Origin of the sequence: Dactylosporangium sp. NPDC000244 (assembly GCF_040300725.1) — a bacterium.
In the GTDB taxonomy this organism is placed as follows: domain Bacteria; phylum Actinomycetota; class Actinomycetes; order Mycobacteriales; family Micromonosporaceae; genus Dactylosporangium.
This window is the reverse complement of the sequence record NZ_JBEPEH010000033.1, coordinates 104,340-125,741: the sequence shown is the minus strand read 5'-3', so window position 1 is coordinate 125,741 and position 21,402 is coordinate 104,340. Positions and strand designations below refer to the sequence as shown.

The 21,402-nt window shown below is 71.6% G+C and carries 28 protein-coding genes; 17 read left to right on the top strand and 11 right to left on the bottom strand.

The genetic code is table 11. The features are described from left to right. Nucleotides 1-53 precede the first annotated feature (53 nt). Nucleotides 54-800, bottom strand: a complete 747-nt coding sequence (locus ABT369_RS39755) for a M50 family metallopeptidase (protein ID WP_502891875.1) — start codon at nt 798-800, stop codon at nt 54-56. Nucleotides 801-812: 12 nt separating this feature from the next. Here ABT369_RS39755 and ABT369_RS39750 point away from each other — a divergent pair, with 12 nt between their 5' ends. The 3 genes from ABT369_RS39750 (at nt 813) to ABT369_RS39740 (ending at nt 3,411) form a co-directional block, all read left to right on the top strand. Further along, entirely contained in the window at nt 813-1,307 is a 495-nt protein-coding gene (locus tag ABT369_RS39750; protein WP_350620417.1) for a GNAT family N-acetyltransferase, read from the top strand. 90 nt (nt 1,308-1,397) lie between these two features. Continuing rightward, complete coding sequence (locus tag ABT369_RS39745) at nt 1,398-2,984, top strand: serine/threonine-protein kinase (RefSeq protein ID WP_350620415.1); 1,587 nt, start codon at nt 1,398-1,400, stop codon at nt 2,982-2,984. A gap of 67 nt (nt 2,985-3,051) precedes the next feature. Further along, nucleotides 3,052-3,411: a DUF1801 domain-containing protein gene (locus ABT369_RS39740; protein WP_350620413.1), complete on the top strand. Its 360-nt coding sequence runs from the start codon at nt 3,052-3,054 to the stop codon at nt 3,409-3,411. Between the two features lie 78 nt (nt 3,412-3,489). On the opposite strand, the gene ABT369_RS39735 is transcribed toward ABT369_RS39740, so the two are convergent. From ABT369_RS39735 to ABT369_RS39725, 3 genes are all read right to left on the bottom strand, one after another. Beyond that, entirely contained in the window at nt 3,490-4,263 is a 774-nt protein-coding gene (locus tag ABT369_RS39735) for an FAD:protein FMN transferase (RefSeq protein WP_350620411.1), read from the bottom strand. A gap of 495 nt (nt 4,264-4,758) precedes the next feature. After that, a complete protein-coding gene (locus ABT369_RS39730) occupies nt 4,759-5,352 on the bottom strand; it encodes an FMN-binding protein (RefSeq protein WP_350620409.1) in 594 nt (197 codons plus the stop codon). Nucleotides 5,353-5,367: 15 nt separating this feature from the next. Continuing rightward, the gene (locus ABT369_RS39725) at nt 5,368-6,747 is read right to left on the bottom strand and encodes a ferredoxin reductase family protein (RefSeq protein ID WP_350620407.1); all 1,380 of its coding nucleotides are present in this window, start codon (nt 6,745-6,747) and stop codon (nt 5,368-5,370) included. Nucleotides 6,748-6,913: 166 nt separating this feature from the next. Here ABT369_RS39725 and ABT369_RS39720 point away from each other — a divergent pair, with 166 nt between their 5' ends. After that, on the top strand, nt 6,914-7,438 hold the full coding sequence (locus ABT369_RS39720) for a hypothetical protein (RefSeq protein ID WP_350620405.1): 525 nt from the start codon (nt 6,914-6,916) through the stop codon (nt 7,436-7,438). A gap of 344 nt (nt 7,439-7,782) precedes the next feature. On the opposite strand, the gene ABT369_RS39715 is transcribed toward ABT369_RS39720, so the two are convergent. The 5 genes from ABT369_RS39715 to ABT369_RS39695 all read right to left on the bottom strand — a co-directional run bounded on the left by ABT369_RS39715 (nt 7,783) and on the right by ABT369_RS39695 (nt 12,908). Then, nucleotides 7,783-8,259 (bottom strand): GNAT family N-acetyltransferase, encoded by a 477-nt coding sequence (locus tag ABT369_RS39715; protein ID WP_350620403.1) that lies wholly within the window; start codon nt 8,257-8,259, stop codon nt 7,783-7,785. Between the two features lie 116 nt (nt 8,260-8,375). Next, nucleotides 8,376-9,089 carry a DsbA family oxidoreductase gene (locus ABT369_RS39710; RefSeq protein ID WP_350620401.1) on the bottom strand — a complete coding sequence of 238 codons (714 nt, stop codon included), beginning with the start codon at nt 9,087-9,089 and terminating at the stop codon, nt 8,376-8,378. A 155-nt stretch (nt 9,090-9,244) separates the two neighbouring features. After that, a complete protein-coding gene (locus ABT369_RS39705; protein ID WP_350620399.1) occupies nt 9,245-10,423 on the bottom strand; it encodes a hypothetical protein in 1,179 nt (392 codons plus the stop codon). 8 nt (nt 10,424-10,431) lie between these two features. Further along, nucleotides 10,432-11,958 (bottom strand): alkaline phosphatase D family protein, encoded by a 1,527-nt coding sequence (locus ABT369_RS39700; protein ID WP_350620398.1) that lies wholly within the window; start codon nt 11,956-11,958, stop codon nt 10,432-10,434. 56 nt (nt 11,959-12,014) lie between these two features. Further along, on the bottom strand, nt 12,015-12,908 hold the full coding sequence (locus ABT369_RS39695) for an AraC-like ligand-binding domain-containing protein (RefSeq protein WP_350620396.1): 894 nt from the start codon (nt 12,906-12,908) through the stop codon (nt 12,015-12,017). A 97-nt stretch (nt 12,909-13,005) separates the two neighbouring features. Here ABT369_RS39695 and ABT369_RS39690 point away from each other — a divergent pair, with 97 nt between their 5' ends. The 5 genes from ABT369_RS39690 (at nt 13,006) to ABT369_RS39670 (ending at nt 16,654) form a co-directional block, all read left to right on the top strand. Next, nucleotides 13,006-14,007 (top strand): NAD(P)H-dependent flavin oxidoreductase, encoded by a 1,002-nt coding sequence (locus tag ABT369_RS39690; RefSeq protein WP_350620394.1) that lies wholly within the window; start codon nt 13,006-13,008, stop codon nt 14,005-14,007. Nucleotides 14,008-14,041: 34 nt separating this feature from the next. Beyond that, nucleotides 14,042-15,013 (top strand): pentapeptide repeat-containing protein, encoded by a 972-nt coding sequence (locus ABT369_RS39685; RefSeq protein ID WP_350620392.1) that lies wholly within the window; start codon nt 14,042-14,044, stop codon nt 15,011-15,013. A gap of 32 nt (nt 15,014-15,045) precedes the next feature. Continuing rightward, a complete protein-coding gene (locus ABT369_RS39680) occupies nt 15,046-15,360 on the top strand; it encodes a PadR family transcriptional regulator (RefSeq protein WP_350620390.1) in 315 nt (104 codons plus the stop codon). Continuing rightward, nucleotides 15,361-16,260 (top strand): hypothetical protein, encoded by a 900-nt coding sequence (locus tag ABT369_RS39675; protein WP_350620388.1) that lies wholly within the window; start codon nt 15,361-15,363, stop codon nt 16,258-16,260. It begins immediately after the preceding gene. A 166-nt stretch (nt 16,261-16,426) separates the two neighbouring features. After that, nucleotides 16,427-16,654 (top strand): hypothetical protein, encoded by a 228-nt coding sequence (locus tag ABT369_RS39670; RefSeq protein ID WP_350620386.1) that lies wholly within the window; start codon nt 16,427-16,429, stop codon nt 16,652-16,654. A gap of 1,373 nt (nt 16,655-18,027) precedes the next feature. Here the strand turns inward: ABT369_RS39670 and ABT369_RS39665 are convergent. After that, the gene (locus ABT369_RS39665; RefSeq protein ID WP_350620384.1) at nt 18,028-18,327 is read right to left on the bottom strand and encodes a GntR family transcriptional regulator; all 300 of its coding nucleotides are present in this window, start codon (nt 18,325-18,327) and stop codon (nt 18,028-18,030) included. Nucleotides 18,328-18,610: 283 nt separating this feature from the next. Here ABT369_RS39665 and ABT369_RS39660 point away from each other — a divergent pair, with 283 nt between their 5' ends. Next, a complete protein-coding gene (locus ABT369_RS39660) occupies nt 18,611-18,919 on the top strand; it encodes a hypothetical protein (RefSeq protein ID WP_350620382.1) in 309 nt (102 codons plus the stop codon). Here the strand turns inward: ABT369_RS39660 and ABT369_RS39655 are convergent, their stop codons facing one another. Further along, nucleotides 18,920-19,177, bottom strand: a complete 258-nt coding sequence (locus ABT369_RS39655; protein WP_350620380.1) for a hypothetical protein — start codon at nt 19,175-19,177, stop codon at nt 18,920-18,922. A gap of 85 nt (nt 19,178-19,262) precedes the next feature. Between ABT369_RS39655 and ABT369_RS39650 the strand changes: the two genes are divergently transcribed. The 7 genes from ABT369_RS39650 to ABT369_RS39620 are packed head-to-tail and all read left to right on the top strand — an operon-like array spanning nt 19,263 to nt 21,402. Next, nucleotides 19,263-19,634, top strand: coding sequence for a hypothetical protein (locus ABT369_RS39650; RefSeq protein WP_350620378.1), 372 nt, complete (start codon nt 19,263-19,265; stop codon nt 19,632-19,634). Between the two features lie 8 nt (nt 19,635-19,642). Further along, the gene (locus tag ABT369_RS39645) at nt 19,643-19,939 is read left to right on the top strand and encodes a hypothetical protein (RefSeq protein WP_350620376.1); all 297 of its coding nucleotides are present in this window, start codon (nt 19,643-19,645) and stop codon (nt 19,937-19,939) included. A gap of 9 nt (nt 19,940-19,948) precedes the next feature. Further along, nucleotides 19,949-20,191 carry a hypothetical protein gene (locus ABT369_RS39640; protein ID WP_350620374.1) on the top strand — a complete coding sequence of 81 codons (243 nt, stop codon included), beginning with the start codon at nt 19,949-19,951 and terminating at the stop codon, nt 20,189-20,191. Next, the gene (locus ABT369_RS39635) at nt 20,191-20,556 is read left to right on the top strand and encodes a hypothetical protein (RefSeq protein ID WP_350620372.1); all 366 of its coding nucleotides are present in this window, start codon (nt 20,191-20,193) and stop codon (nt 20,554-20,556) included. The genes ABT369_RS39640 and ABT369_RS39635 overlap by 1 nt, the downstream gene beginning before the upstream one ends. Next, nucleotides 20,553-20,831, top strand: coding sequence for a hypothetical protein (locus tag ABT369_RS39630; RefSeq protein ID WP_350620370.1), 279 nt, complete (start codon nt 20,553-20,555; stop codon nt 20,829-20,831). Before ABT369_RS39635 ends, ABT369_RS39630 begins: the two co-directional genes overlap by 4 nt. Continuing rightward, nucleotides 20,831-21,091 carry a hypothetical protein gene (locus tag ABT369_RS39625; RefSeq protein WP_350620368.1) on the top strand — a complete coding sequence of 87 codons (261 nt, stop codon included), beginning with the start codon at nt 20,831-20,833 and terminating at the stop codon, nt 21,089-21,091. Before ABT369_RS39630 ends, ABT369_RS39625 begins: the two co-directional genes overlap by 1 nt. Beyond that, nucleotides 21,091-21,402: a hypothetical protein gene (locus ABT369_RS39620; RefSeq protein ID WP_350620366.1), complete on the top strand. Its 312-nt coding sequence runs from the start codon at nt 21,091-21,093 to the stop codon at nt 21,400-21,402. The genes ABT369_RS39625 and ABT369_RS39620 overlap by 1 nt, the downstream gene beginning before the upstream one ends.

Below are 21,402 nucleotides of genomic sequence, written 5' to 3'. Positions count from 1 at the left end.
CCCGTTTGGACGGTGGGACAGTGATCAGTGACGCTATGTGAGATCGAGAACCGTCAGCCCATGAGGTTCTCGACGGGGCCCAGCATGAGCCGCACGCCGAAGGCCAGGCAGGCGAGCACGACGATCACGAAGAAGCTCACGTAGACGATCGCGGGCACCCGGGTGAGCCGCGCGATCTGGTCGGCGTCGGAGTTCGGCGCCTGCCGGCGGAAGCGCGACTGCTGCAGCTCGAAGACCGCCCGCACGCCGCCGAGCAGCATGAACCAGGCGAACGCGTAGGCGAAGGCGCCCTGGATCTTCGCGTCGGCGAACCACGACACCCCGAAGATGATCGCGCCGGCGGCGACCACCGAGATCACGCCGTAGAAGTTGCGGATCATGATCAGCATGAGCACGAGCAGGACCAGCAGCAGCCAGAGCAGGATCGTGATCCGGCCGGCGCCGAGGATCGCGGCGGCGGCCAGGCCCAGCAGCGACGGCGTGATGTAGCCGGCCAGGCCGGTGATGACCATGCCGGGGCCGTTGGGGCGGCCGCGGGACAGGGTCAGGCCCGAGGTGTCCGAATGCAGGCGGATGCCCGACAGGCGGCGGCCGCTGAGCACCGCGGCGAGCGCGTGGCCGCCCTCGTGCGCGATGGTCACGAAGTTGCGCATGACCTTCCACACCGGCCGCAGCAGCACCGCCAGCAGAGCGGCCACGGCGGTCGCGATGACCACCTCGCGCGGCGGGGACGGTTGGCGGCCGAGGGCGTCGTGCAACACGTCGAAGGCAGCATCCACCACGAGTGCAGAGCCTGCCATCTCACGTGTTGAATGAACAGCGTGGAGATCAGGCGCTTTGCGGAAACCGACTGGCCGGGTGTGTGGGACGTGTGGCACGAGGTGGTCGCGGCCGGTGAGAGCTACGACAACGACCCGGCCTCGACCGAGACCGACGCGCGCGGGCACTGGCTGCTCGCGCCGCCGTGGGAGCAGTGGGTCGCGGTCGAGGACGGCGAGGTGCTCGGGACCTACAAGGTGGGGCCGAACAAGGGCCGCCTCGGCGCGCACGTGTCCAACGCGAGCTTCATGGTCTCCTCCCGGGCCCGCGGCCGCGGCCTCGGGCGCACCCTCGGCGAGCACTGCCTCGACCGGGCCCGCGCGCTCGGCTACGCCGCGATGCAGTTCAACGCGGTCGTCTCGACGAACACGGTCGCCGTGCGGCTGTGGCGCTCACTCGGGTTCATCATCGTCGGCACGATCCCCGACGGTTTCCAGAGCACGAAGCACGGCCTGGTCGACTTTCATATCATGTATCGGCAGCTGTGATGGTGTGCAACCGCCGTCGGGTCCCCCTTGGGGGGCGTACTTGCTGGTACGGCTTGTGACCTTCATCCGGCATTCTGTACGAATACCCCGATGCGTACTCCGCCCGAAGCGCGCTACGACACGGACGATCACCACAGCGGTGACCTGACCGGTTATCGGATCGGCGACGCGTACGAGCTGGTCGAGCCCATCGGCGGCGGCGGGACCGGCACCGTGTGGCGGGCCCGCGCCCTGGCCGGCGAGGAGCAGGTCGCCGTCAAGCTGCTGCGCGAGGACCTCATGTCCGAGCCGAAGGCCGTCAACCGGTTCGTGCAGGAGCGCGCGATCCTGCTCATGCTGCGTCACCCGCACATCGTCCGGGTCCGCGACCTGGTCACCGTGGGCACCTCGCTCGGCCTGGTCATGGACCTCGTCGAGGGCGGCAGCCTGCGCGACTACCTGCACGAGCGGGGCACCGTGGCCCCGGCCGAGGCCGCGACGCTGCTGGCCCAGGTCGCCGAGGCGCTCTCGGCCGCGCACCGCCGCGGCGTCGTGCACCGCGACCTCAAGCCGGACAACATCCTGCTCGACCGCGTCGACGGCGAGCTGCACTGCCGGCTCACCGACTTCGGCATCGCCCGGGTCCTCGACACCCCGAGCATGACGACGCCGGGCGCGCTCGTCGGCACCGCCAACTACGTCGCGCCGGAGGCGGTCTACGGCGGGCGTCCGGCCCCGGCCGCCGACATCTACGCGCTCGGCGTCGTGCTCTTCGAGCTCACGACGGGCCGCCCGGCCTACGCCGGCGGCCCCGCGTGGGCCATCCTGCGCCGCCACGTCGACGAGTCCCCGAGGCGCGTGCCCGGCATGCCCGACGCCGTGTGGCAGGTCGTGCAGGAGTGCATGGACAAGCGCCCCAGCCGGCGCCCGACCGCCCGTGAGCTCGCCACCACCCTGCGTTCCGTGGCCCGCCGCACCGCCGACGTGCCCCCGCTCCCGCCGCAGTCGGTGGAGGAGCGCCTCACCACGATCCAGCCACCCCTGCCCGCGCAGCGCCCGGCGCCGACCCGTTCCCGGGCCGCATTTCTGGCGTTGGTACTGCTCGTGCTCGCGCTGATCGCCGTACCCGCCTGGCAGTACCTCCATCGCGACCACTCCACCGACACCGCCGACGGCGTGCGCGCGACTCCGGCCCCCGCGGCGCCCCCGTCCGCCGCGACGCGCAGCGCCGGGGCCGCGGCGGCCGCTCCCAGCCGCGGCGCGGGCTCGTCACGGGCCGGCGACAAGAGCGCCGCGGCGTCCCTCCAGCCGGGCGCGCAGGTCGAGGGCTCCGATGCCTTCGGGCCGTACGTGTGCGGCGAGCAGTACACGTGGGACATCGGCCACCCGGCCCTCGGCAAGCCCTGCCACGCCCTGGCCGCCGACCGCGTCCGGATCATCGGGCACATGCAGAGCATCCCCGGCGTCCAGGCCGACATCAGCATGTCGATCCTCGACGTCGGCTCGGGCCGGACCGCCGACGGCACGCACGAGTGCAACGGCCTGCTGTTCACCGACTTCGCGCCCAACCACGACTGCGGCCCGTTCGAGGCGCACCTGCCGCGGGGGCACCGGTACGTGGTGGTCCAGCGCTGGGTCTACACGAACCGTGCCCTGCTGCCGGACGGTGAGGTCCGCGGCGTGGAGTTCGACTGGTAGGCCGGTCGTCCCGGCAGGCAGGAAATCGGGCCGAAAAATGTCGTACCCCTGTGGTGAAGTTTGGGGTATGACGGGGGATGGTCCGGAGGGACTCGAAGAACTGCTCGACGAGCACTGCGCCAGCATCGGCGCGCTGACCCGGCACCTGCGCGAGGTCATCCTGAGCGCCCGCCCTGAGCTGACCGAGCGCGTGTATCGCGGCTGGAACGGGCTGGGCTTCCACCATCCGTCGCGGGGGTACATCGCGGCGGTCTTTCCCCGGGCCGACTCCGTTGCCGTCGGCTTCGAGCACGGCGCGGATCTGCCCGATCCGCACGGGCTGCTGGAGGGGACCGGCAAGCGGGTGCGATATCTCCGGTTCAAGCCGGACGACAGCGCCCCGACGCACGAGCACCTGATCGAATACCTGGACCTGGCCGTCGCCTGACTCCGCCGCGCGGGTCCTGTCGCTGATCGTAGTGCGGCGCCCCGGGCTTCTTTCGGCCGCGATCTTGGGCGCGGCTCGTCAGGGGGCGGCGAGCCTCGGCGGGACCACCTGGAGGCCGTCGGAGCGCAGGGCCCGGCCGTCCTCGGTGACCACGGCGCTCTCGTGACCGGGGAGGGCCGCCAGCCAGTCGATGCCGGGCAGGCCCATGGCCAGGGCGGCGGTCGCGTACGCGTCGGCGGTGCCCAGCTCCGGCCCCACCACGGTGACCGAGCGCAGCTCGCTCGCCGGGGCGCCGGTGAACGGGTTGAGGACGTGGAGCCCCCGCTCGTACGTGCCTGAGGTCGCCACCGCGGTGTCGGTCACCTCCAGCACCCAGGCGACGGCCAGCGGCTCCCACGGGTGGCGCACTCCCACCCGCCACCGCTCCCGCCCGCGGGGCGCCCCGCGCACGAAGATGTCCCCGCCGGCGTTGAGGCAGTGGTTGGCCGAGCCCTCATCGAGCAGCCGGTCGCAGGCGCGCTGGACGGCCCAGCCCTTGACGTACCCGGACGGGTCGAGCACCCCGCCCGCACTCACGTCGAAGTAGCCGTCGGTCTCGTCCCAGAGCTCCGCACACCGGTCGAGCACCTCGCTCACGAGCGGCGAGCACTGCTCCCGGCGGATCTCGCCGCGCGCGAGGCGGCTGATCTCGCTCTCCGCCTGGTACGTGCTGAAGACCTCGTCCACCTGCCGCAGCCAGCCGAACACGCCGTCGGCGAGGCGTTCCAGCTCGTGTACCGGCAGATCATCGTCCAGGTCGAGGCTGATCGCCATGCCCATGACGTGCTCGACCCGCACCAGGCTGTGCGTCATGGTCGCGCACTACCCGTCATACCGTTCGTCATACCCAGCCTCGCCGCATTCTGCCCGCCCGGCTTGATTCTGCCCGTCCCTCAAGCATCCGCCACACGCCGCATCGCCGTCCGCCACGCCGCGGCATCGCCGTCCTCCACGCGGTGGCGCCGTCCGTCATGCGCCGCGTCGTCGCGTCGTCGTCCTCGACGCGGTGGCGCCGTCCGTCATGCGCCGCGTCGTCGTCCGTCTGCGCCGTGTCGCTGTCGTTCTCGCCGTGTCGCCGTGTCGCCGCGGGCCGTGCCGCCGTCCGTCATGCGCCGCATCCTCCTCCCGCCGTGCCGCGGCGTTGTCCGCTGCCCGGCGGCGGTCGGCCGGCCTTCGGAGTCGCCGAAGTTGCGGCCTGCCGCCCGCGAAAAGGGGCATCCGCGGCGTATCCGGCGACGGGGTATAAGTCCGAAAAGTCGTGGCGCGGAGCGCCCGACTTTTCGTGGACCGCGCGGGCATCGGAGTGGGTCAGGCCTGGAAGGCGCGGTCGATGGCGGACTGGAGGGAGAGCTTGTAGCCGCTGCTCGTGTACGTGGCGCCGGAGACGGTGTCGATGTCGGCGCTCTGGGCGGCCAGGGCCTCGGCGCGCAGCTTGGGCAGGGCCGAGTTGTTGATCTGGACCGAGCGGGAGTGTTCGCTCGGGGAGTCGAGGACCTTGACGTCGGTGATCTTGCCGCCGGAGACCACGATGCTCAGCTCGACGTTGCCGTAGTCGACGTAGATCGGGTTGCCGTTGAAGGTCCCGTCCTTCATCGTCGTGCGCGGGGGCTTGGCGGCCGTGGTCGTCGGCTTCGTGGCCGGGGCGGTCGTCTTCGTGCCCGCGGGCTGGGTCGTCGCGGTCTTCGTGCCGGGCGTCGGGGTCGCGCCCGGGGCCGGGTTGCCCTGCGGGTCCGCGCCCGTGGACGGTGCGCCGGCCGCGGAGGAGGCGCCGGGGATCGGGCTCTTGGCCGCCTGGGGCTGCATCGCCTGGTCGCTCGCCGGGCTGCTGAATCCCGCCTTGGCGCCGACGAGCAGGATGGTGCCCGCCGCGGTGCCCATCAGGGCCATCAAGGCGCGTCGCATGTGCGGTCCAACTCCTCAGAACTCGAAGGGGTCCAGGTGGACCTGGCGGCGGGGGACCCGCAGGCGGCGCAGGACCTGCAGGGACTGCTGGATCAGGCCGTCGGGGCCGCACAGGTACACGTCGCGCTCGGAAATGTCCGGGACCAGGTCTCGCATGCCCGTCGGGGTGAAGAGGCGCCGGGGGCCGGGATCGCGGCGGTCGCCGACCACGAACCACAGCTGGGCGTGGCGCAGCTCCGCCAGGTGCTCGAGCTCGTGGCGCAGGTGCAGGTCGTGCACGGCGCTCGCGCGGTAGACGACGATCGCGCCGGGCGGGAGCTCCTCCAGCAGGGCACGGATCGGGCCGATGCCGCTGCCGGCCGCGATCAGCAGGGCGCGCTGCTTCACGCGGCGGCTGGCGGTGAAGTCGCCCCACGGGCCCTCGACGAAGATCCGGGTGCCCGGCGACATCTCCCGCATCCGGGACGTGTGGTCGCCGACGGTCTTCACGGTGAGCCGCAGCCAGCGACCGTTGGGCGCGGCCGAGAGCGAGAACGGGTGCGCCTGCCACCACAGCCCGCGGCCGAGGAACCGCCAGCGGAAGAACTGGCCCGCCTGGGCGTCGAGGTCGTGCAGCCGGGCGCCGGTGATGTAGACCGACACCATGTCCGGGCCCTCGGTGACCACGTCGGCGACGCGCAGCCGGTGGCGCAGGTTGAGCCAGAGCGGCCCGACGACGCGGCCGAGGACCACGGCGGCGATGGTGACGACGTAGAACCCGATCCACGCCGTGCGCCCGAGGCCCGGCCGGAACAGCTCCTGGCCGTTGGAGAACTGGTGCGCGAAGCCGAGCAGCAGCGCCAGATAGGCGCTGAGGTGCAGGAAGTACCACAGCTCGTAGGGCAGGGCGCGCCGCAGCCCCCGGATGCTCAGCAGCCCGACGCACACGAGCATGCCGGCCGCGATGAACGCGGTGATCATGTCCGAGTACTCACGCAGGAGCGTGCCCAGCTCGCTGGTGAACCCGACGTCGTCGGCGTAGGAGTAGCCGACCGTGATCAGGGCCGCGTGCGCCAGGATCATGACCAGGACCGAGCCGCCGAGCTCGCGATGCCACAGCCCCAGGTGCCGGGCACCGATCCAGCGCTCCAGGAACGCGAGGCGGCTCATGAGGATCACCTGCATGAGCAGCAGATAGCCCGCGATCAGGCCGGTCACCCGCCCGGCGGCCTGGAAGACCTCGGCGCTCGTGTCGACCGAGCCCGTCTTCGTGCCGAGCCACCAGGGCAGCACCGCGAGCGCGAGACCGCCCCAGAAGAGGGTGCGCAGAAGGAACCGTCCGGCGTTGTTGTGCTCGACGGGCCGCGCCGCGGGGGCGGCGAGCGAGCTGGCCGGGCGCTGTCTCGGGACGGTCATCGTTGTCTCTGCGTACGGTGCATGCGGTTCCACTGCCATCGTGATACCAGGGCCCTGGGCCGCTCGGCCACGGGCTTAATCGGGACTTCAGGTTGCGCACAGGGGGTGCCTGCGCGGGACATGTTCGCACGCGGGTACGACAGTTTCGGATCCGTAGACTGCGACGATGCGCAGGCTCTGGCGAATTGTCCTGGTGTCGGCGGCTGTGCTCGCGGCGGTGGCCGCGACCGGGCTCGGGATGGCGTACTCGCTGGGCCTCTTCGCCGAGGCCGGCCGCTTCAGCTCGGTGCCCGGTTGCGGGGTGCTCGACCCGTCGGCCTTCGCGCCCGTGGTCACCGTGGCCAAGGTCGAGACCGACGGCGACAACTGCACCGCGTCGGACGGGAGCGTGCAGGTCAACGTCGGGTACACCCTCGTCACCAAGCGGGGCACCGTCGGCGGTCCCGAGCTGGCGTCGCGCTATCTCACCGCGGTCGCGGGCGGGGACACCGAGAAGCTCGACGGGGTGGGAGATCAAGCGATCCGGCAGCGCACGCAGGCGATCGGGGCGCCCCAGGTGATCAGCATGCGGGTGAGCAACCTGATCGTCGTGCTGTCGGTGGTGAACCTCGGCGGGGGCGACCTGCCGGCCGGGGCCGAGGACGGTCTCGTGAAGGTCGCGGCGGCGCTCGGCGCCCGTTTGGCGGGCTGAGCGGGCGATCGTCTTTCGCTTCGCCTGCACGAACTTACATATCGGACTTTATTGGTCGAGACCGGACGGACCTCGTGACCCGCTAGATCCGGAAATATCCACGTATTTCCGGGTATGACGGTGGTGGGGGAATGGCCACCGGTGTGGCCGCGGCGGGAAGGGCTCCGGCCGGGGCGGCGGGTCACCGGAAGGAGTGCGGCCGGGTCGCCTCGAGGCGGCAATCGGTGCGGCGCCGGCGCTGGAAGGTGCATTGATGGAAGACGATATTGAACCGACGGGGCGAGCACCAGGCGAGGGGGCGGCGAGCACTCCGTGATGGGCGCGCGGCCGGACCGGCCCAGGGGTCAGGGCAGGCGGCGCTGGAAGCGCCCGGCGGCGTCGGTGCGGTCCTGGTACCCCAGCGCCCGGTAGAACGCGTGCGCGCCCTCCCGCGTGCGCAGGCTCGTCGCCTCCACGCTCGAGCAGCCCCGCATCAGGCCGAAGGTCTCCGCCGCCGCGACCAGGCTGGTGCCGATCCCGCGGCCGCGCGCCGACTCGGCCACGGCCAGGGCGACGATGCGCAGCCAGGCGCCGTCGACCTCGAAGGACGGGATGACGTGCGCGGCGATGACCCCCAGCAGGCGACCCCGCTCGTCCCACACGAACGCGGCCCCGTCGGGGTGCTCGCACCAGCGCTGGAGCCGCTCGGCGAGGTTGGTGTCGGCCTGCGGATGACCGTCACTTTCCAGCAGCCGGGCGACCTGGTCGGTGTCGTCCGGCGCGAGCCGGCGCACGCCGCGGGCGACCTGCTGGCGGTAGCTGTGCAGTACATCAGCGGTCATGATTGCAGCGTAGAACCGGACGGCCGGAGTGTGCTTGCCGGAAAGTAGTCACTCACGTTCACGGCGCTGCGGCCACCGCTTGACTGTGGGGCCGGACGGTCTAGACTTTGCGCCCCTCAGATCGCGCAGGAGTCGTCCGTGCACTCGCCCGAGGCCGAAGCCGAGGACGAGGACGAAGAGGAGTCGGACGGGGCGCGCAGGACGGTCAGCGAGGACTGGGCCAGGGCCTGCTCGAAGACCTCGAGCGGCTGGGCTCCCGAGACACCCAGGCGCTGGTTGAAGACGAAGAACGGAACCCCGCTGATCCCGTACTCCCGGGCCTGCGCGATGTCCGCCTCCACGTCCTCGGCGTAGGAGCCGTCCGCGAGGGCCTGCTTCGCGGCGACCTCGTCGAGGCCGGTCTCGGCCGCGAGGGACGCCAGGACCGTGTGGTCGCCGACGTCGGCGCCTTCGGTGAAGTACGCCCGCAGCAGACGCTCCTTCAGTTCGCCCTGGCGGCCGCCGGCCTTGGCGAAGTGCAGCAGGCGGTGCGCGTCGAGGGTGTTGGCGGTTCGGGCGCGGTCGAAGTCGTACGCGAGGCCCTCCTCCGCCGCGATCCCCGTCACGTGCGCGAACATGCCCTTGACCTGGCTCGGGGACAGGCCCTTGCGCGCGGCCAGGGACTCGCCGACCGTGCGCGGGTCGCCGGTCGGGGTCGACGGGTCGAGCTGGAAGCTGCGCCACTCGACGGAGACCTCGCCGGGGTGGTTCGCGAGCGCGCGCTCCAGCCGCCGCTTGCCGATGTAGCACCACGGGCAGACGATGTCCGACCAGACCTCAATCTGGATCATGCGCGCACTCCTCAAAAGCTCGTTGACGCTTCAACAATACTCGCGCCGGAGCCGAAGTCGAGTCGCGCAATTTCATGAAATGTCCGAAAAGTCGGGCTAGCGAAGCGCCCGACTTTTCGTCAAACCGCCCGTCCACATAGGAGGCCTGGACCTGCTCACCAGTCCGAGTTGACGCCCCCAGACCCGAGGATCACCTGGTCGTAGCCGTTGCCGTCGTTGTCGTCCGTGTACGCCACGCTGAACTCGCCCCAGTTGTCGACGGCCACCCCGAGCTGCTCCTGCCGCCCGGTCGTGGTCTGGGTGAGCACCTGCGCGGGGAGGCGGCCGGCCGTCGTGCCGTCGGGGTTGAAGCCCCGCCCGTACTGCTCGGTCGCCGACCAGCCGACGACGGTGTTCGCCTGCCCGTCGATGCCGATCACCGGGTTCGTCCCGCCGTCGGCGACGAGCACCTCGGCGCCGCGCGCGACCGCGCCGGGGCCGAACGAGCGCGTCCACACGCCCGCGGTGCCGGTGTGGTCGGACTCCCACGCGACCGCGAAGTCCCCGGTGAAGTCCTCCGCGATCGCGGCGTGGCGCTGCTGGCCGTCGCCGAGGCTGTTCGCGGTACGCCGGGAAAGGTTGACGGCCCCGTTGGCCTTGGCCAGGCCGACCAGCCCGATGTTGTAGTAGCCGTTCGCGTCGGCGTCCTCGTCCCACACGACCAGCGCGTCGCCGGACGCGGAGACCCCCACGTCGGGCCGGTGGTGCTGGCCGGTCTGCTGGGACGCGAAGACCTCGTACGCCTTCGTCGTCGGTCCGGTGTACCCCGCCGCCTTCACCGTGTAGGTGCTGCCCTGGACGTCCTCCCAGACCACGGTGAACGCCACCGCGCCGCTGGTCGGGGCGCCGTCCGGGTCCACTGCGACCTTCGGCAGGATCTGGTCGCCCGCGGTGTCGGCGTTGGCCCGCCCGGACGCGGTGACCGAGCCGGTCGGGGAGATCACGCGGTACTGGATGTTGTACACCCCGTTGCCGTCGCCGACCTCGGCCCACACCACGACCGCGTTGCCCTTGTCGTCGATCCCGACGTCGGGCGACAGGTGGGTCCAGTTGCCGGTGCCGCCCGCGGAGAGCTTGAGCTCGTACTTGGCGACCCCGTTGGCGAACATGCGCACCCACACGTCCGAGTGGCTGTTGTTCTCCGGCGCCGAGGTGTCCCGGTCGTCCTCCCACACCACGGCGACCTGGCCGTTGCGGTTGGTCGCGATGGCGGAGGTGTCCTGGTCTCCGGTGGCGACGGAATTGGCCGTCGTCCACGTCAGCGAGGCGAGCGTCAACGCTACAAGAGCCTGCATGTGTACTCCTAAATGCTCTGCAGGCCCGGACGGCCGTCGAGGATCGCGAACGACTTGAGCGTGGTGGCGGCCGCGCCGTGCTCGGTGACCGAGGCGACGCCGCGGAAGTCGGCGGTGACCTGCGCCGGCGTGATCGTCGTGCGGACGTAGCCGCGCCGGTTCGAGTAGAACTTCAGGTGCGGGTTGGTCGCGGCGTTGGGGATCGCCGTGTCCGCGGTACCGTTGCCGCCCGACGTGATCGACGTGCACACGAGCTCGGTGCCGATGACCGCGGAGCTCGCGTTGGCGTAGTCGGCCTTGAGGTTGTTGGCCCACGAGGCGTGCACGTCGCCGGTGAGCACCAGCGGGTTGCGCACGCCGCGGTCCACCCAGCCCTGCTGGATGCGCGCCCGCGAGGCCCGGTAGCCGTCCCAGGCGTCCATGTTGCTCGCGCCGGACGCGTCGAACTGCCGGGCGAAGAACACCTGCTGGCCGATGACGTCCCACTTCGCCAGGTGCTGCCCGAGGCCGTCGAGCAGCCAGGACTCCTGCGCGGTGCCCGGCAGGCTGCGGGTGGCCAGATCGGCGTCGGCGCACACCTTCCACCCGTCGCCGCAGGCCTGGTCGTTGCGGAACTGCCGCGTGTCGAGCATGTGGAAGACGGCCAGCTGGCCCCACTGGACGCGCCGGAAGAGCGGGATGCTGTTGCCGTTGTTGGCGTTGGCCGGGCGCAGCGGCATGTTCTCGTAGTACGCCTGGTACGCGGCGGTGCGCCGGGCCGTCCACTGCGCCGTGGTGAGGGCCGGGCTGCTGTCGGCCCGCGTCATGTTCGCGTAGTTGTTCTCGACCTCGTGGTCGTCCGGCACGACCAGCCACGGGGCGATGGCGTGCGCGGCCTGCAGGTCGGGGTCGGACTTGTACTGCGCGTACCGGCGCCGGTAGTCCGCCAGCGAGACGATCTCGGCCCCGAGGTGCTGGCGCAGCGAGCCGGCGGTCGCGGCGTCCTCGTAGATGTAGTCCCCGAGGTGCAGGATCAGGTCCGGGCGGTCGTCGGCCATGCGCTGGTAGGCGGTGTAGTACCCGGACTCGTAGTGCGCGCAGGACGCGAACGCCATCACGAAGTCCCGGCCGAGCGTGCCGGCCGCGGGCGCGGTGCGGGTGCGCCCGACCGGGGAGATGTGGCCCTGCGCGCGGAAGCGGTAGTAGTACTCGGCGTCCGGCTGCAGGCCCCCGGCGACCACGTGTACCGAGTGGGCGGCGGCGTAGCGGGCCGTCACCGTGCCCGACGCGACGAGCGAGGCGAACGTGCTGGTGGTCGAGACCTGCCAGTCGACGGCGACGTCGGCGTTGGCCATCCCGCCCTGCCCGTCGGCGTTGAGCGGGGTCGGTGCGAGGCGGGTCCACAGCACGACGCTGCTCGCGTCCGGCTCGCCGGAGGCGACACCGAGCTGGAACGGGTAGGGGACGGCGGCGCTGGCGCTCTGCAGGGGCGCGACTGCGGCCCCGGCGGCGGCGACCCCACCGAGGACGAACGTGCGGCGGCTGAGCCTATTCATGGGCACACCTTCGAGTCCGCTCATGAACACAGCATTGACGGTCATTGTATAGATGTCTACGGATGTGTACGCACCTGGTGCGGGGTGCGGCCGAACGCCTTGCGGAAGGCGCGATGGAAGCTCGCGACGTTGACGAACCCGGCCTCCGTGGCGATGTCGATGACGCGCAGGTGTCCCCGGGACGGGTCGCGCAGGTCCCGGGACGCCTTCTCCAGCCGCAGCCGGCGCACGGTCGCCGCATAGGACTCCGGTTCCGCGCTGAAGAGCCCGTGGATGTACCGCACCGAGACGCCCAGCCGCCGGGCCGTCGTGGCGGGGGAGAGGTCGTCGTCGCTCAGGTGCTCCTCGATGTCCGCGAGCGCCGCGGCGTGGGTGCGCGGCGACCGTACCGGGGCCAGAACCGTGGGATCGAGCGCGATGGCGAGCATCCCGGCCGCGTGGACCGCCAGCCGCTCCGGGCGCCGCACCGCGGGCACCGACTCCAGCGCGAGCCGCACCGCCGCGCCCACCCCGGCGCGCGTCGGCACCGCGGCCGCGGTCGGCACGGGGCCTTCCAGCAGGGTTCTCGGGACGAAGAACGAGAGCTGCTCGAAGTCCGACCCGAACTCGAACCGGAACGGCCGCCCCGTGTCGACGAGCCCCAGCTCCCCGGGGCGCAGCAGCGTGCTCCGCCCGCCCTGCGCCATGAGGCTGGTCCCGCGCACCTGCAGGTTGGCGTAGTACCCGTGCACGGGCGAGCGCGCGATGTCGTCCTCGGTCCGCCGTACCGTCTGCCGCTGCGACGCGATCCGGGCGAGCGCGAGCCCGCCCAGCCGCCACTGCTCCACGTCGCCCGCGAACCCGCCGCGCAGGTCCGACTCCGGCGTCAGGGCGAGGAAGGCGGCGCAGATGAGCTCGCGCCAGGCCGCGAACTGCTCGCCCGGCGCGTGGTCCCCCGTCGACCAGTGCATGCTCCCCTCCTGTCGGCTAGCCGTCTCTGCACCCCATGCAACGTCCGGCTGCGCTATCGGCAACATGGTTGCGACGGGGTTCCGACACGGTGAGTGCATGAGGACTCGCTTCACCGACGCGTTCGGCCTGAGCACGCCGATCGCCCAGGCCGGCATGGCATTCGTGGGCATGACGCCCGACCTGGCCGTCGCCGTCAGCAACGCGGGCGCGCTCGGCGCGCTCGGCGTGGGGCTCATGCCCGCCCCCGCGCTCACCCAGACGATCGCCGCGATCCGCGCCGGCACCCCCGGCCCGTTCAACGTCAACTGCATCACCGCGTTCACCGGCGACGAGCAGATCGACGCGATCTGCGCCGCCGGCGTGGCGGTCGCCTCGTTCCACTGGGGCCACCCGCAGCAGGCCTGGATCGACCGCCTGCACGCGGCCGGCGTCCAGGTCTTCGAGCAGGTCGGCTCGGTCGACGCGGCCCGCGCCGCGGTCGACGGCGGCGTCGACGCGGTCGTCGCCCAGGGTCAGGAGGCCGGCGGCCACAACGCCTCGACGCTGCCGCTCTTCGCCCTGCTGCCCCTGGTCGCCGACGCCGTGGGCGCGGACGCGCTCGTCCTGGCCGCGGGCGGCATCGCCGACGGCCGCGGCCTGGCCGCCGCGCTCATGCTCGGCGCGGACGGCGTCTGGGTGGGCACCCGCCTCGTGGCCTCCACCGAGTCGGCGGCGCACGACGGCTACAAGGAGCGCCTGGTCGCCGCGGCCGCCGAGGACACCGTGAGCACCTCGCTGTTCGGCCCGGACACCCCGCGGTTCAACCCGATGCGCGTGCTGCGCAACCGCGTCGTGCGCGAGTGGGCCGACCGCACCGGCGACATCCCCGACTCCCCGCTGCCCGTGATCGGCGAGACGATCCTGGGCGGCCGGAAGATCCCGATGCACCGCTTCTCCAACCTGGTCCCGATGCGCGACGCGACGACGGGCGACCTGGAGGAGATGGCGCTGCTGTCCGGGCAGGGCGTGGGACTGGTGCACGAGATCCGCCCCGCGGCCGAGCTGATCGCCGAGATGACCGCCCAGGCGGAGAAGCTGCTCGGCGGCGCCTGGGCCTGACCTGACCTGACCTGACCTGACCTAGGCTGCCGTGATGGACTTCTCGGGGCAGCGCCTGGTCGACGCCGATTTCTCCGGTACGACGTTCGACGGCCCGGTCAGCTTCCAGCGCGCCGAGTTCGTCGGCGACGTCTCCTTCGCCGGGGCCCGCTTCACCGCCCCGGTCGCGTTCGGCCGGGCGCGGTTCCGCGGCCGGGCCGACTTCACCGGCGCCGAGTTCGCCGCCGAGGCGTGGTTCGGCCGCGGTACCGAGACGTGGTGGGAGGACGACGAGCGCTGGGAGACCGACCTGGTCCCGCCGCCGTGGGACGAGGCCCTGGACGGCCCCGACCCGAACTGGCCGATCGCCGTGCTGGTCGAGGACTACCAGGACTGGGAGGAGGGCGGCGACGGCGCCGTGTTCGCGGGCGACGTGACGTTCGCGGGCGCGCGCTTCGCCGGCCCCGCCTGGTTCTACAACGCCCGCTTCGCCGGCGCGGTCTCCTTCGCCGGGGCCGCGCTCGGCGACCGCTTCCACCTCGATCACCCGGCGGCCGACCTGACCGGCGCGCACTGGGCCGGCGACGGCACCGCGGTCTTCCCGCTGGGCTGGACGGCCCCCGACGCCGGTGGCGAGGTGGTGCGGGATCCCTCGGCGGACCTGAACGCCGACCGCCCCGAGCTGCGCCAGCCGATCGTCACGGCCCTGTGCGCCCTGCTGCGGTCGCCGTCCCTGACCGACGAGGCCCGCCGGGACACCCAGCGCCTCCTGACCGACCGCCTGCGCCGCTGGCCGGGCCTGATCGTGAACCTGTGCGCGGCGACGCTGGTGGACCTGGACCTGAGCGGCTGCTCGGCCGAGTACGCGGACTTCAGCGGCGCCCAGTTCCACGGCACGACGAGGTTCGCGGGCAGCGCCTTCAAGCGCGCGTCCTTCTCGCTGGACGGCCCGTGGGGCCATGCGACGTTCCTGGGTGAGGCGGTGTTCGACGCCGAGCCGCCGCAGTACGCCGTCTTCCGGCGTTGACCACAACGGCTACATGAGTAGAGTTAAGGATCGTGCAGCGTAATCGTCCCCCGTCGCCGCAGACGGTCAACGTCCTGCGGGCACTGGCCGCCGACCCGGCCCGGTGGCGTTACGGCTACGACCTCGCCTCCGAGGTGCATCTCAAGTCGGGCTCGCTCTACCCGATCCTGGTCCGGCTGGCCGACCGCGGGCTGCTGGAGACGTCCTGGGAGCCGGGCGTCGGCAGCCGTCCGCCCCGGCACCTCTACCGCCTGACCGGCGCCGGTCGCGAGTTCGTGGCCGTCCTCACCGCCGAGCAGCGCGACCGCAGCGCCGCCCGTTCCCGTCGCCGCCTGAGTGAGGCGTAGATGCCGTACTTCATCGTGTTCCTGGTGACCCCGATCGCCGTGGCCATCGCGCTGTACCGCCGCAACCCGGCCCGGTTCCTGGACGGCCCGGCCGAGGACGCGCCGCTGCGGCTGCTGCGCTGGGCGGTCGGTCTGCTCTCGGCGCAGCGGGCGGAGTGGGGCCGGGCCATGCTCGGCGAGCTCGGCGCGCTGGACGGCCGCTGGTCGCGGCTGCGGTTCGCGCTCGGCTGCACCGGTGCCGCCCTGGTCATGCCGCCCTGGGGCCGGGCCGCCGCCGCACTCTGGGCCACGATCGGCATCGCCGCGGCGAGCCTCGCCCTCTTCGCCGTCCTGACCGTCGACTACGGGCTCGGCGTCGGCGGCTGGATCGCCCTGGCCGTCGTCGCCCTCATCTGCGCCGGCTACCTGCTAGGCGCCAGCGCCCTGCTCCGCCGCCCCGGCATCGCGCTACCCGGCGTGCTGGGCGGCGTCTTCGCGACCCTGGCGGCGCTGAGCCTGTCCGGTTTCACCGCGGTCGACCAGGTCACCTTCATCCCGAACCCCTGGCAGCAGTGGGTGCGCGTGATCGCGGTACCGGCCGTCATCGGCATCGCCGGCACCCTGTGGCGCCGCGACCCGGCCGCCGGGCGCCGCGTCGCCAGGCTGGCCGCCCTGAGCGCCGGGCTGCTGCAGCTGCTCTACGCCACCGTCGCCGTCACGATCCTCGGCGGCGGCGGACCACCGGACGAGGACGGCGGCTTCACGATCCGCGGCACGGTCAGCGACCGCCTCGGCAACAACGTCGTCGATCTCGTGGTCTCGACGCTCATCATCGCGATGGTCGGCTGGGCGGCCGCCGCGCTCGCCGGCTACGTGATGCGCCGCGTGTCCCCACCGGCCGTCCCGGCCCAGGAGGTGTGAATCCCGTGGCACCACAACGCCGCCGAGCCGTACGACTCACCCTGCTGATCCTCGCCGTCGCGGTCCTGACCGCCCTCGCCGCGAGCCTCCAGCTCAGCGGCCGCTGAGCCGGGCCCTCGCCGGCCTGCACCCCGACGGTCACGTGCGCGAGGCCGCGGTGTCCGGGATGGCCGAACGGCCGCGGCCCGAGTACGTGCCGTTCCTGGCCGAGCGGGCCGTCGAGTGGGTCGAGCCGGTGCGTCTTCGGGCCCTGGCCGGACTGCGCGAGATGCTCACCGAACAGCCCGCCCGGTACCGGCCGCTGGTGGCGCGGGAACTGCCCCGGCTCGCCGCCCGGCGGCACGCCGCTGCCCTCGCGGCTCTCCTGGAGCCGACCAACGACGACGATCGATAGGCGGGTGGCCGGCCTCGGCCGATCGACGTCATTGCCCCAGGCGCAGGCTTGTCCGTGTTGTTCGCGAGGTGGGCCCACAGCTCGTAATCCCCGAACGCCTCGTCGTGCGGATCGACGACCGGAAGGATCTCCCTTCCCCGAGGGAAACCGAGCGCGCCGAACAGCGCCAGCACGGCGTCCTCCGTGAACGGGCTTTCGTCCCAGGTGTCGTGGACGATGGCCGCGATGGTCTCTGTCGCCGGCGTCCGCCCGGTCTCATGGGCCCAGGCCGCGAACGCTTCGGCTGCGCGTCCGGGCTCCACGCGTTCCGGCTGGCCGTCCAGGTGCGCGCATACACAGCATTCGCCGGTGTTCGGCAGGTGCATGGACACGGCCGCACCTGCGGGGGAGTGGGCTTCCAGATGGGCACACACACTCTCCGAGACCCACCCGGCCAGCACTGGGGCCGCGGTCGCGGCGGCCAGTTCCCGGACGCCCGCCGCCAGCCGCAGCCGCTCCCGGCCGAACGGCAGGACCCCGACCCGCTGCCAGCCGTCCCCCAGGTCGTACAGCCCCACGCGGTTGCCGAATGAGGGCCACAGGCTTGGGACACAGAACTGCGATCCGAATGACTGCCGAACCCCCGGATACGCCGGAAGGTTGCCGTTGCCGTTGCCGGGCCTCGCAAGCAGGAGCGTTCCGTACCAACCCATGAGGCGGCACCTTACGAGGCCTCACCCAGGCCATCAAGCCTTTGGCGATACGGAGGCGGCGGGGCAGATGGATCAGGCTCACGGTGGGCCCCTGTTGCTGTCACGCCGCCCGGTCTGGCATTTCGACGGGCGGCGTACGCAGCGAAAATGCTGGTGAAGCCTGGTGCGCCCGGTAGGACTCGAACCTACGACCTTGGGATTAGAAGTCCCTTTGTGGCTAGCGCCGTGCTCCGCCGCGTTCGCTGAGCTGCGGGAACGAGTACCGTGCAACCACTCTTTTGCTGTATTTTTGATCTCTGCCGGAAGCCGGAATGCGATGGTTGCGACCATAGCTGAACGCCTGGAGGGACATGTCCGGCGGGATCACGGAGCGGGCTGCTACTCCATCACGTGGGTCCCGCCGGGCTGCCCTCAGACCAATCCCAGGGGGAGGGGTCCGAGCTTGATTTGACCGTCGGACCGGAGTCGAGGTGTGAGCTGATTTCGGATCCACCGGGCCGATCAGCCCGATTGTGTACCTGCTTCAACAACTCCGCTGTCCCGCTGCATCGGATGGCTGAACATCGCCGGAACTTCCATCCGTTCGGCTGACCCATTCCGGCTCATACGCGGGATTTCGCTACCCATTGTCGACCGTCCGGTCACGCTGCAGTGCCGGGCGGGCGCCGGGATCAGGCGCGGCTATGGCAGGTCGCCGGCGGCCTCGGCGCGCAGCTGGTCAGCCTCGTCGACGAGGGCGAGCGCCCTGGTCCGCCGCGGCTCGGGCGCCACCCGGGCAATCCCGCCGGCGGGACCGACCACCAAGCCGATCCACCGGAGTTTCTCCATGACCCGACTGATGGTGGACCTGGATACGCCGTACCGTTCGGCAAGAGCCGACTCGGACGGCACTCGCCCGCTTGGTGGGTAGGTGCCGGTGCGGATGCTGTCGAGCACGCCGTCAAGGACGCGCCAATATGGCGCGTCTTTTCCCCTTTGCATGTGTGTGGACTCCCTGCCTCAGCAAGGCCATACGACCATGCCGGATGGCGGGGCGCAAAGAAGGGGTCGGCAGGTCTCAGCATTCCAGCAACCTGTTGCTACTGCACCTGTTGCAACAGGTCGGGTACGGTGATGGGCGCACCCGCCTCTCCCTGCCTCAGCAACAGGACGGCGGGCGGCAGCGGCGGGACGTTTCGGCGTCCCGCCGCCCTGTACGTGGCGGTCGCCTCGATCCCCACCCAGGCCCGGCTCGTGGCGGCCGTCACCTCAGCGGGAGGTGCGCATGGATGAGCGTGTGACGCCGCGTGTGCCAGGCCCGGCCGAGCTCGAGCACCCGCCGTGGTGTCAGCGGGAGTTGTGCCCGCTGGAGTTGTTGCCGAGTGGCGGATACCACCAGCGCGAGTTCCCGGTCATTGACGATGCCGGCAGGCGGATCGCCGCGGTGCTGCTGCGGGAGTACGCGTCGGGCCGGGTGACGATCGGGGCCGGGTCGTGGCTGCAGCGTGCGTGGTCGCCGCGGGATGCGGAGCTGGTGGCGTTGCAGATTCTGGCGGCGAAGCGGCTCCTGGACGCGGCCGAGCGGGTGGCGTAGCTACTCGGCGGCCTTCTTCGGCACCGGTCCGCCACGCGATTCCCGGATCGGCGGTATCCCGGCTCCCCGTGCGAGCTTGCGAACGTAGGCGTCGGTGAAGCCGCTGAGGCGTGCGGCTTCGGACGGGCCGACACCGGCGCGCAGTGCCTCGACGACGGCTTCCTGCAGCTCGTCGCGGGCTTTCTTGTGCGCGTCCTCGGTGCGGCGGTATTTGGTCTTCGCCGTGCCAAGGATCTGGCGCGCCTCGTCTTTCGTCACCCGAACACAGTAACGGAACAGGGTTGCGTAACTCAAGATCTGGCGATAACGTGTTTCGTAACAGAGATTCGTAACGGAGGACGGCATGGTCGACACGAGCTGGGCCGCTGAGGGCTCCATCGCCGCCGAGTTTGACCGGCGCTACACCGACAGCCGCGTGTCGTTCACGACCGTCGAGCGGCTGACGGCGACGCAGGTCATCTGCGCCAGCGGCAACCGCTACTACCGCCAGGACGGCCGCATCGTCGGCGGGCAGCGCATCGAGATCCTGCCTGTCGAGAACCAGGCCGTCCGCGACACCATCGCCCGTGAGCAGGTGGAGCAGTTGCGCTTCCGCCTGTACGAGACCTGCAAGGACGTCCGAGGCGGCGAGGCCGTCATGCTCGCGGTCCTCGACCAGCTCGAGCAGCAGATCGCCGCGGCCCGCGCCGCCATCAACAACCCGACCTCTGCCTGAGGATCGCCGTGAACCTGACCTTCACCCCGGACGACCGTCACTACTCGTGGCGCGGTCAGACCGACTCCGGCCTGACGCTGTTCACGATCTCCCCGTCGACGGCCCGTGGCGACGCCGCGGTCACGCTGCGCGTCGCCCTGCCGGGCATCAAGGACACCATCCGCGTCGAAGCCCCCGAGGGCGCCGCGAAGTACAGCCGCGAGGCCCGAACCGCCGCCATCGAGAAGGCAGCCCGGCTCCTGCGAGGTTGGGCGGCGAAGCACCTCGGCGTCGACCTGGACGTCAACGTCATCGACAACACCTGAGGAGCCCCCATGCCTGACCTGACCTACGCCGAGCGCCTCGACGCCGAGGCCGAGCTGGGCTTCGCCCGCTGGATCGCCGGAAACGCCGGCTGGTTCTTCAACACCCCGCACGCGCTCGGCGACGAGGACCGGCAGATCGCCAACGCCTGGATCGCCGCCAAGCTGCTCCGCCACACCATGAAGGATGGCCGCCCGGTCCTTGAGCTCACCGACGCCGGCCGGGCGTGGTGCCGCGAGCACGGTGCCGCCTGATGTCCGGCGACGAGTTCTACGAGTTCAGCGGCGACGCCGAGTTCGGGAAGCCGCCGTACTGGGTGCGCCGCGTCGGCCTGCAGGTGTATTCGCAGATCGACGGCAAGGACCCCAAGGTCTTCGACTGCGACACGCTCGAGCACGCCCGCGCCCGGTTCGCCCAGGAGACGCGCGACCCCGAGGTGGGCGCCCCGATGCCCGGCGACGTGATCCAGGTCGTGTACGGCGACGCGGAGGGCGAGGAGTTCACGGTCGAGTCGACGGTGGCACGCGGCGGCGAGTACGGGGTGACCGGCAACCGGTCCGGGCGTCCGCTGCGGCTCAGGTTCGGCCAGTACCGGATCGTGTCGCGGCCGGCGGCGTGATGGTCTACAACGCCTACGTCACTGTCGACGCCGACCACCGTCTCACCGCGGGCAGCACCGTCGTCGTCTGCGGCCCGGATGGCCAGCTGGTCGCGTCCGCCCCGGTCCCGGCCAGGGCCGAGGTCGGCGGGGTCATGTTCTGGCCGCGGACCGGAACGGCGCTCGCCACCATCGGGTGGCGTGTCGTCCACATCCGGCCCGGCCGGCCCGACCCTGGGTTCAGCGAGGACGAGCCCGGTGTGGTCCGTTTCGCCGCCGAACCGAAGGAGTCCTGATGCCGGACCGCAAGTTCACGGCCGCCGAGCTGCGGTTCCTGCGCGCGGTCGCCGCCGGCAAGGTCGAGCGCGCACCGGGCCCGCGCGGGGTCCGGTACTGGCGCTACGACGGCGGCGGCATGCCCCGTGACGCTGCGACCTACTTCAGGCGGCTGTCCCCGACCTACGTCGAGTCGCCCGGCAACCAGCGCGGATCGGGTGCCGTCCGCATCACCGCCGGCGGCGAGGCTGTCCTGGCCGCACACCCCGAGGAGTCCTGATGTCCACCAACTACGAGGTCATCGTCGACGGCGAGCCGATCCATCTCGGCAAGGCGTCGGGCGGCTGGCCGTTCAACTTCCAGGGCCACCCGGAGCGGGGCGTCGTCGACTACGAGTCGTGGCTGGCCCTGGCCGCGTCGGGCCGGATCGTGGACGAGTACGGCGCGGAGGTGACGCTCGCCGAGCTGGAGGACGTCGTGGCCCGGCACCGCTCCTACCGCGCCGAGCGTCGCTACCACTTCAGCCAGGTGCACGACGGCCAGCATGACGACGCCCGCGGCAACCGATTCTCCAATTACGAGTTCTGCTGA

What these genes read in the sequence shown, in the direction of transcription:
- ABT369_RS39705 (WP_350620399.1), bottom strand. Translation starts at nt 10,423, where the DNA reads ATGCAGGCTCTTGTAGCGTTGACGCTCGCCTCGCTGACGTGGACGACG.
- ABT369_RS39710 (WP_350620401.1), bottom strand. Translation starts at nt 9,089, where the DNA reads ATGATCCAGATTGAGGTCTGGTCGGACATCGTCTGCCCGTGGTGCTAC.
- ABT369_RS39690 (WP_350620394.1), top strand. Translation starts at nt 13,006, where the DNA reads ATGAGGACTCGCTTCACCGACGCGTTCGGCCTGAGCACGCCGATCGCC.
- ABT369_RS39665 (WP_350620384.1), bottom strand. Translation starts at nt 18,327, where the DNA reads ATGCAAAGGGGAAAAGACGCGCCATATTGGCGCGTCCTTGACGGCGTG.
- ABT369_RS39750 (WP_350620417.1), top strand. Translation starts at nt 813, where the DNA reads ATGAACAGCGTGGAGATCAGGCGCTTTGCGGAAACCGACTGGCCGGGT.
- ABT369_RS39635 (WP_350620372.1), top strand. Translation starts at nt 20,191, where the DNA reads ATGTCCGGCGACGAGTTCTACGAGTTCAGCGGCGACGCCGAGTTCGGG.
- ABT369_RS39640 (WP_350620374.1), top strand. Translation starts at nt 19,949, where the DNA reads ATGCCTGACCTGACCTACGCCGAGCGCCTCGACGCCGAGGCCGAGCTG.
- ABT369_RS39730 (WP_350620409.1), bottom strand. Translation starts at nt 5,352, where the DNA reads ATGCGACGCGCCTTGATGGCCCTGATGGGCACCGCGGCGGGCACCATC.
- ABT369_RS39755 (WP_502891875.1), bottom strand. Translation starts at nt 800, where the DNA reads ATGGCAGGCTCTGCACTCGTGGTGGATGCTGCCTTCGACGTGTTGCAC.
- ABT369_RS39715 (WP_350620403.1), bottom strand. Translation starts at nt 8,259, where the DNA reads ATGACCGCTGATGTACTGCACAGCTACCGCCAGCAGGTCGCCCGCGGC.
- ABT369_RS39650 (WP_350620378.1), top strand. Translation starts at nt 19,263, where the DNA reads ATGGTCGACACGAGCTGGGCCGCTGAGGGCTCCATCGCCGCCGAGTTT.
- ABT369_RS39685 (WP_350620392.1), top strand. Translation starts at nt 14,042, where the DNA reads ATGGACTTCTCGGGGCAGCGCCTGGTCGACGCCGATTTCTCCGGTACG.
- ABT369_RS39740 (WP_350620413.1), top strand. Translation starts at nt 3,052, where the DNA reads ATGACGGGGGATGGTCCGGAGGGACTCGAAGAACTGCTCGACGAGCAC.
- ABT369_RS39695 (WP_350620396.1), bottom strand. Translation starts at nt 12,908, where the DNA reads ATGCACTGGTCGACGGGGGACCACGCGCCGGGCGAGCAGTTCGCGGCC.
- ABT369_RS39720 (WP_350620405.1), top strand. Translation starts at nt 6,914, where the DNA reads ATGCGCAGGCTCTGGCGAATTGTCCTGGTGTCGGCGGCTGTGCTCGCG.
- ABT369_RS39735 (WP_350620411.1), bottom strand. Translation starts at nt 4,263, where the DNA reads ATGACGCACAGCCTGGTGCGGGTCGAGCACGTCATGGGCATGGCGATC.
- ABT369_RS39725 (WP_350620407.1), bottom strand. Translation starts at nt 6,747, where the DNA reads ATGACCGTCCCGAGACAGCGCCCGGCCAGCTCGCTCGCCGCCCCCGCG.
- ABT369_RS39620 (WP_350620366.1), top strand. Translation starts at nt 21,091, where the DNA reads ATGTCCACCAACTACGAGGTCATCGTCGACGGCGAGCCGATCCATCTC.
- ABT369_RS39660 (WP_350620382.1), top strand. Translation starts at nt 18,611, where the DNA reads ATGGATGAGCGTGTGACGCCGCGTGTGCCAGGCCCGGCCGAGCTCGAG.
- ABT369_RS39670 (WP_350620386.1), top strand. Translation starts at nt 16,427, where the DNA reads ATGGCCGAACGGCCGCGGCCCGAGTACGTGCCGTTCCTGGCCGAGCGG.
- ABT369_RS39625 (WP_350620368.1), top strand. Translation starts at nt 20,831, where the DNA reads ATGCCGGACCGCAAGTTCACGGCCGCCGAGCTGCGGTTCCTGCGCGCG.
- ABT369_RS39700 (WP_350620398.1), bottom strand. Translation starts at nt 11,958, where the DNA reads ATGAATAGGCTCAGCCGCCGCACGTTCGTCCTCGGTGGGGTCGCCGCC.
- ABT369_RS39675 (WP_350620388.1), top strand. Translation starts at nt 15,361, where the DNA reads ATGCCGTACTTCATCGTGTTCCTGGTGACCCCGATCGCCGTGGCCATC.
- ABT369_RS39745 (WP_350620415.1), top strand. Translation starts at nt 1,398, where the DNA reads ATGCGTACTCCGCCCGAAGCGCGCTACGACACGGACGATCACCACAGC.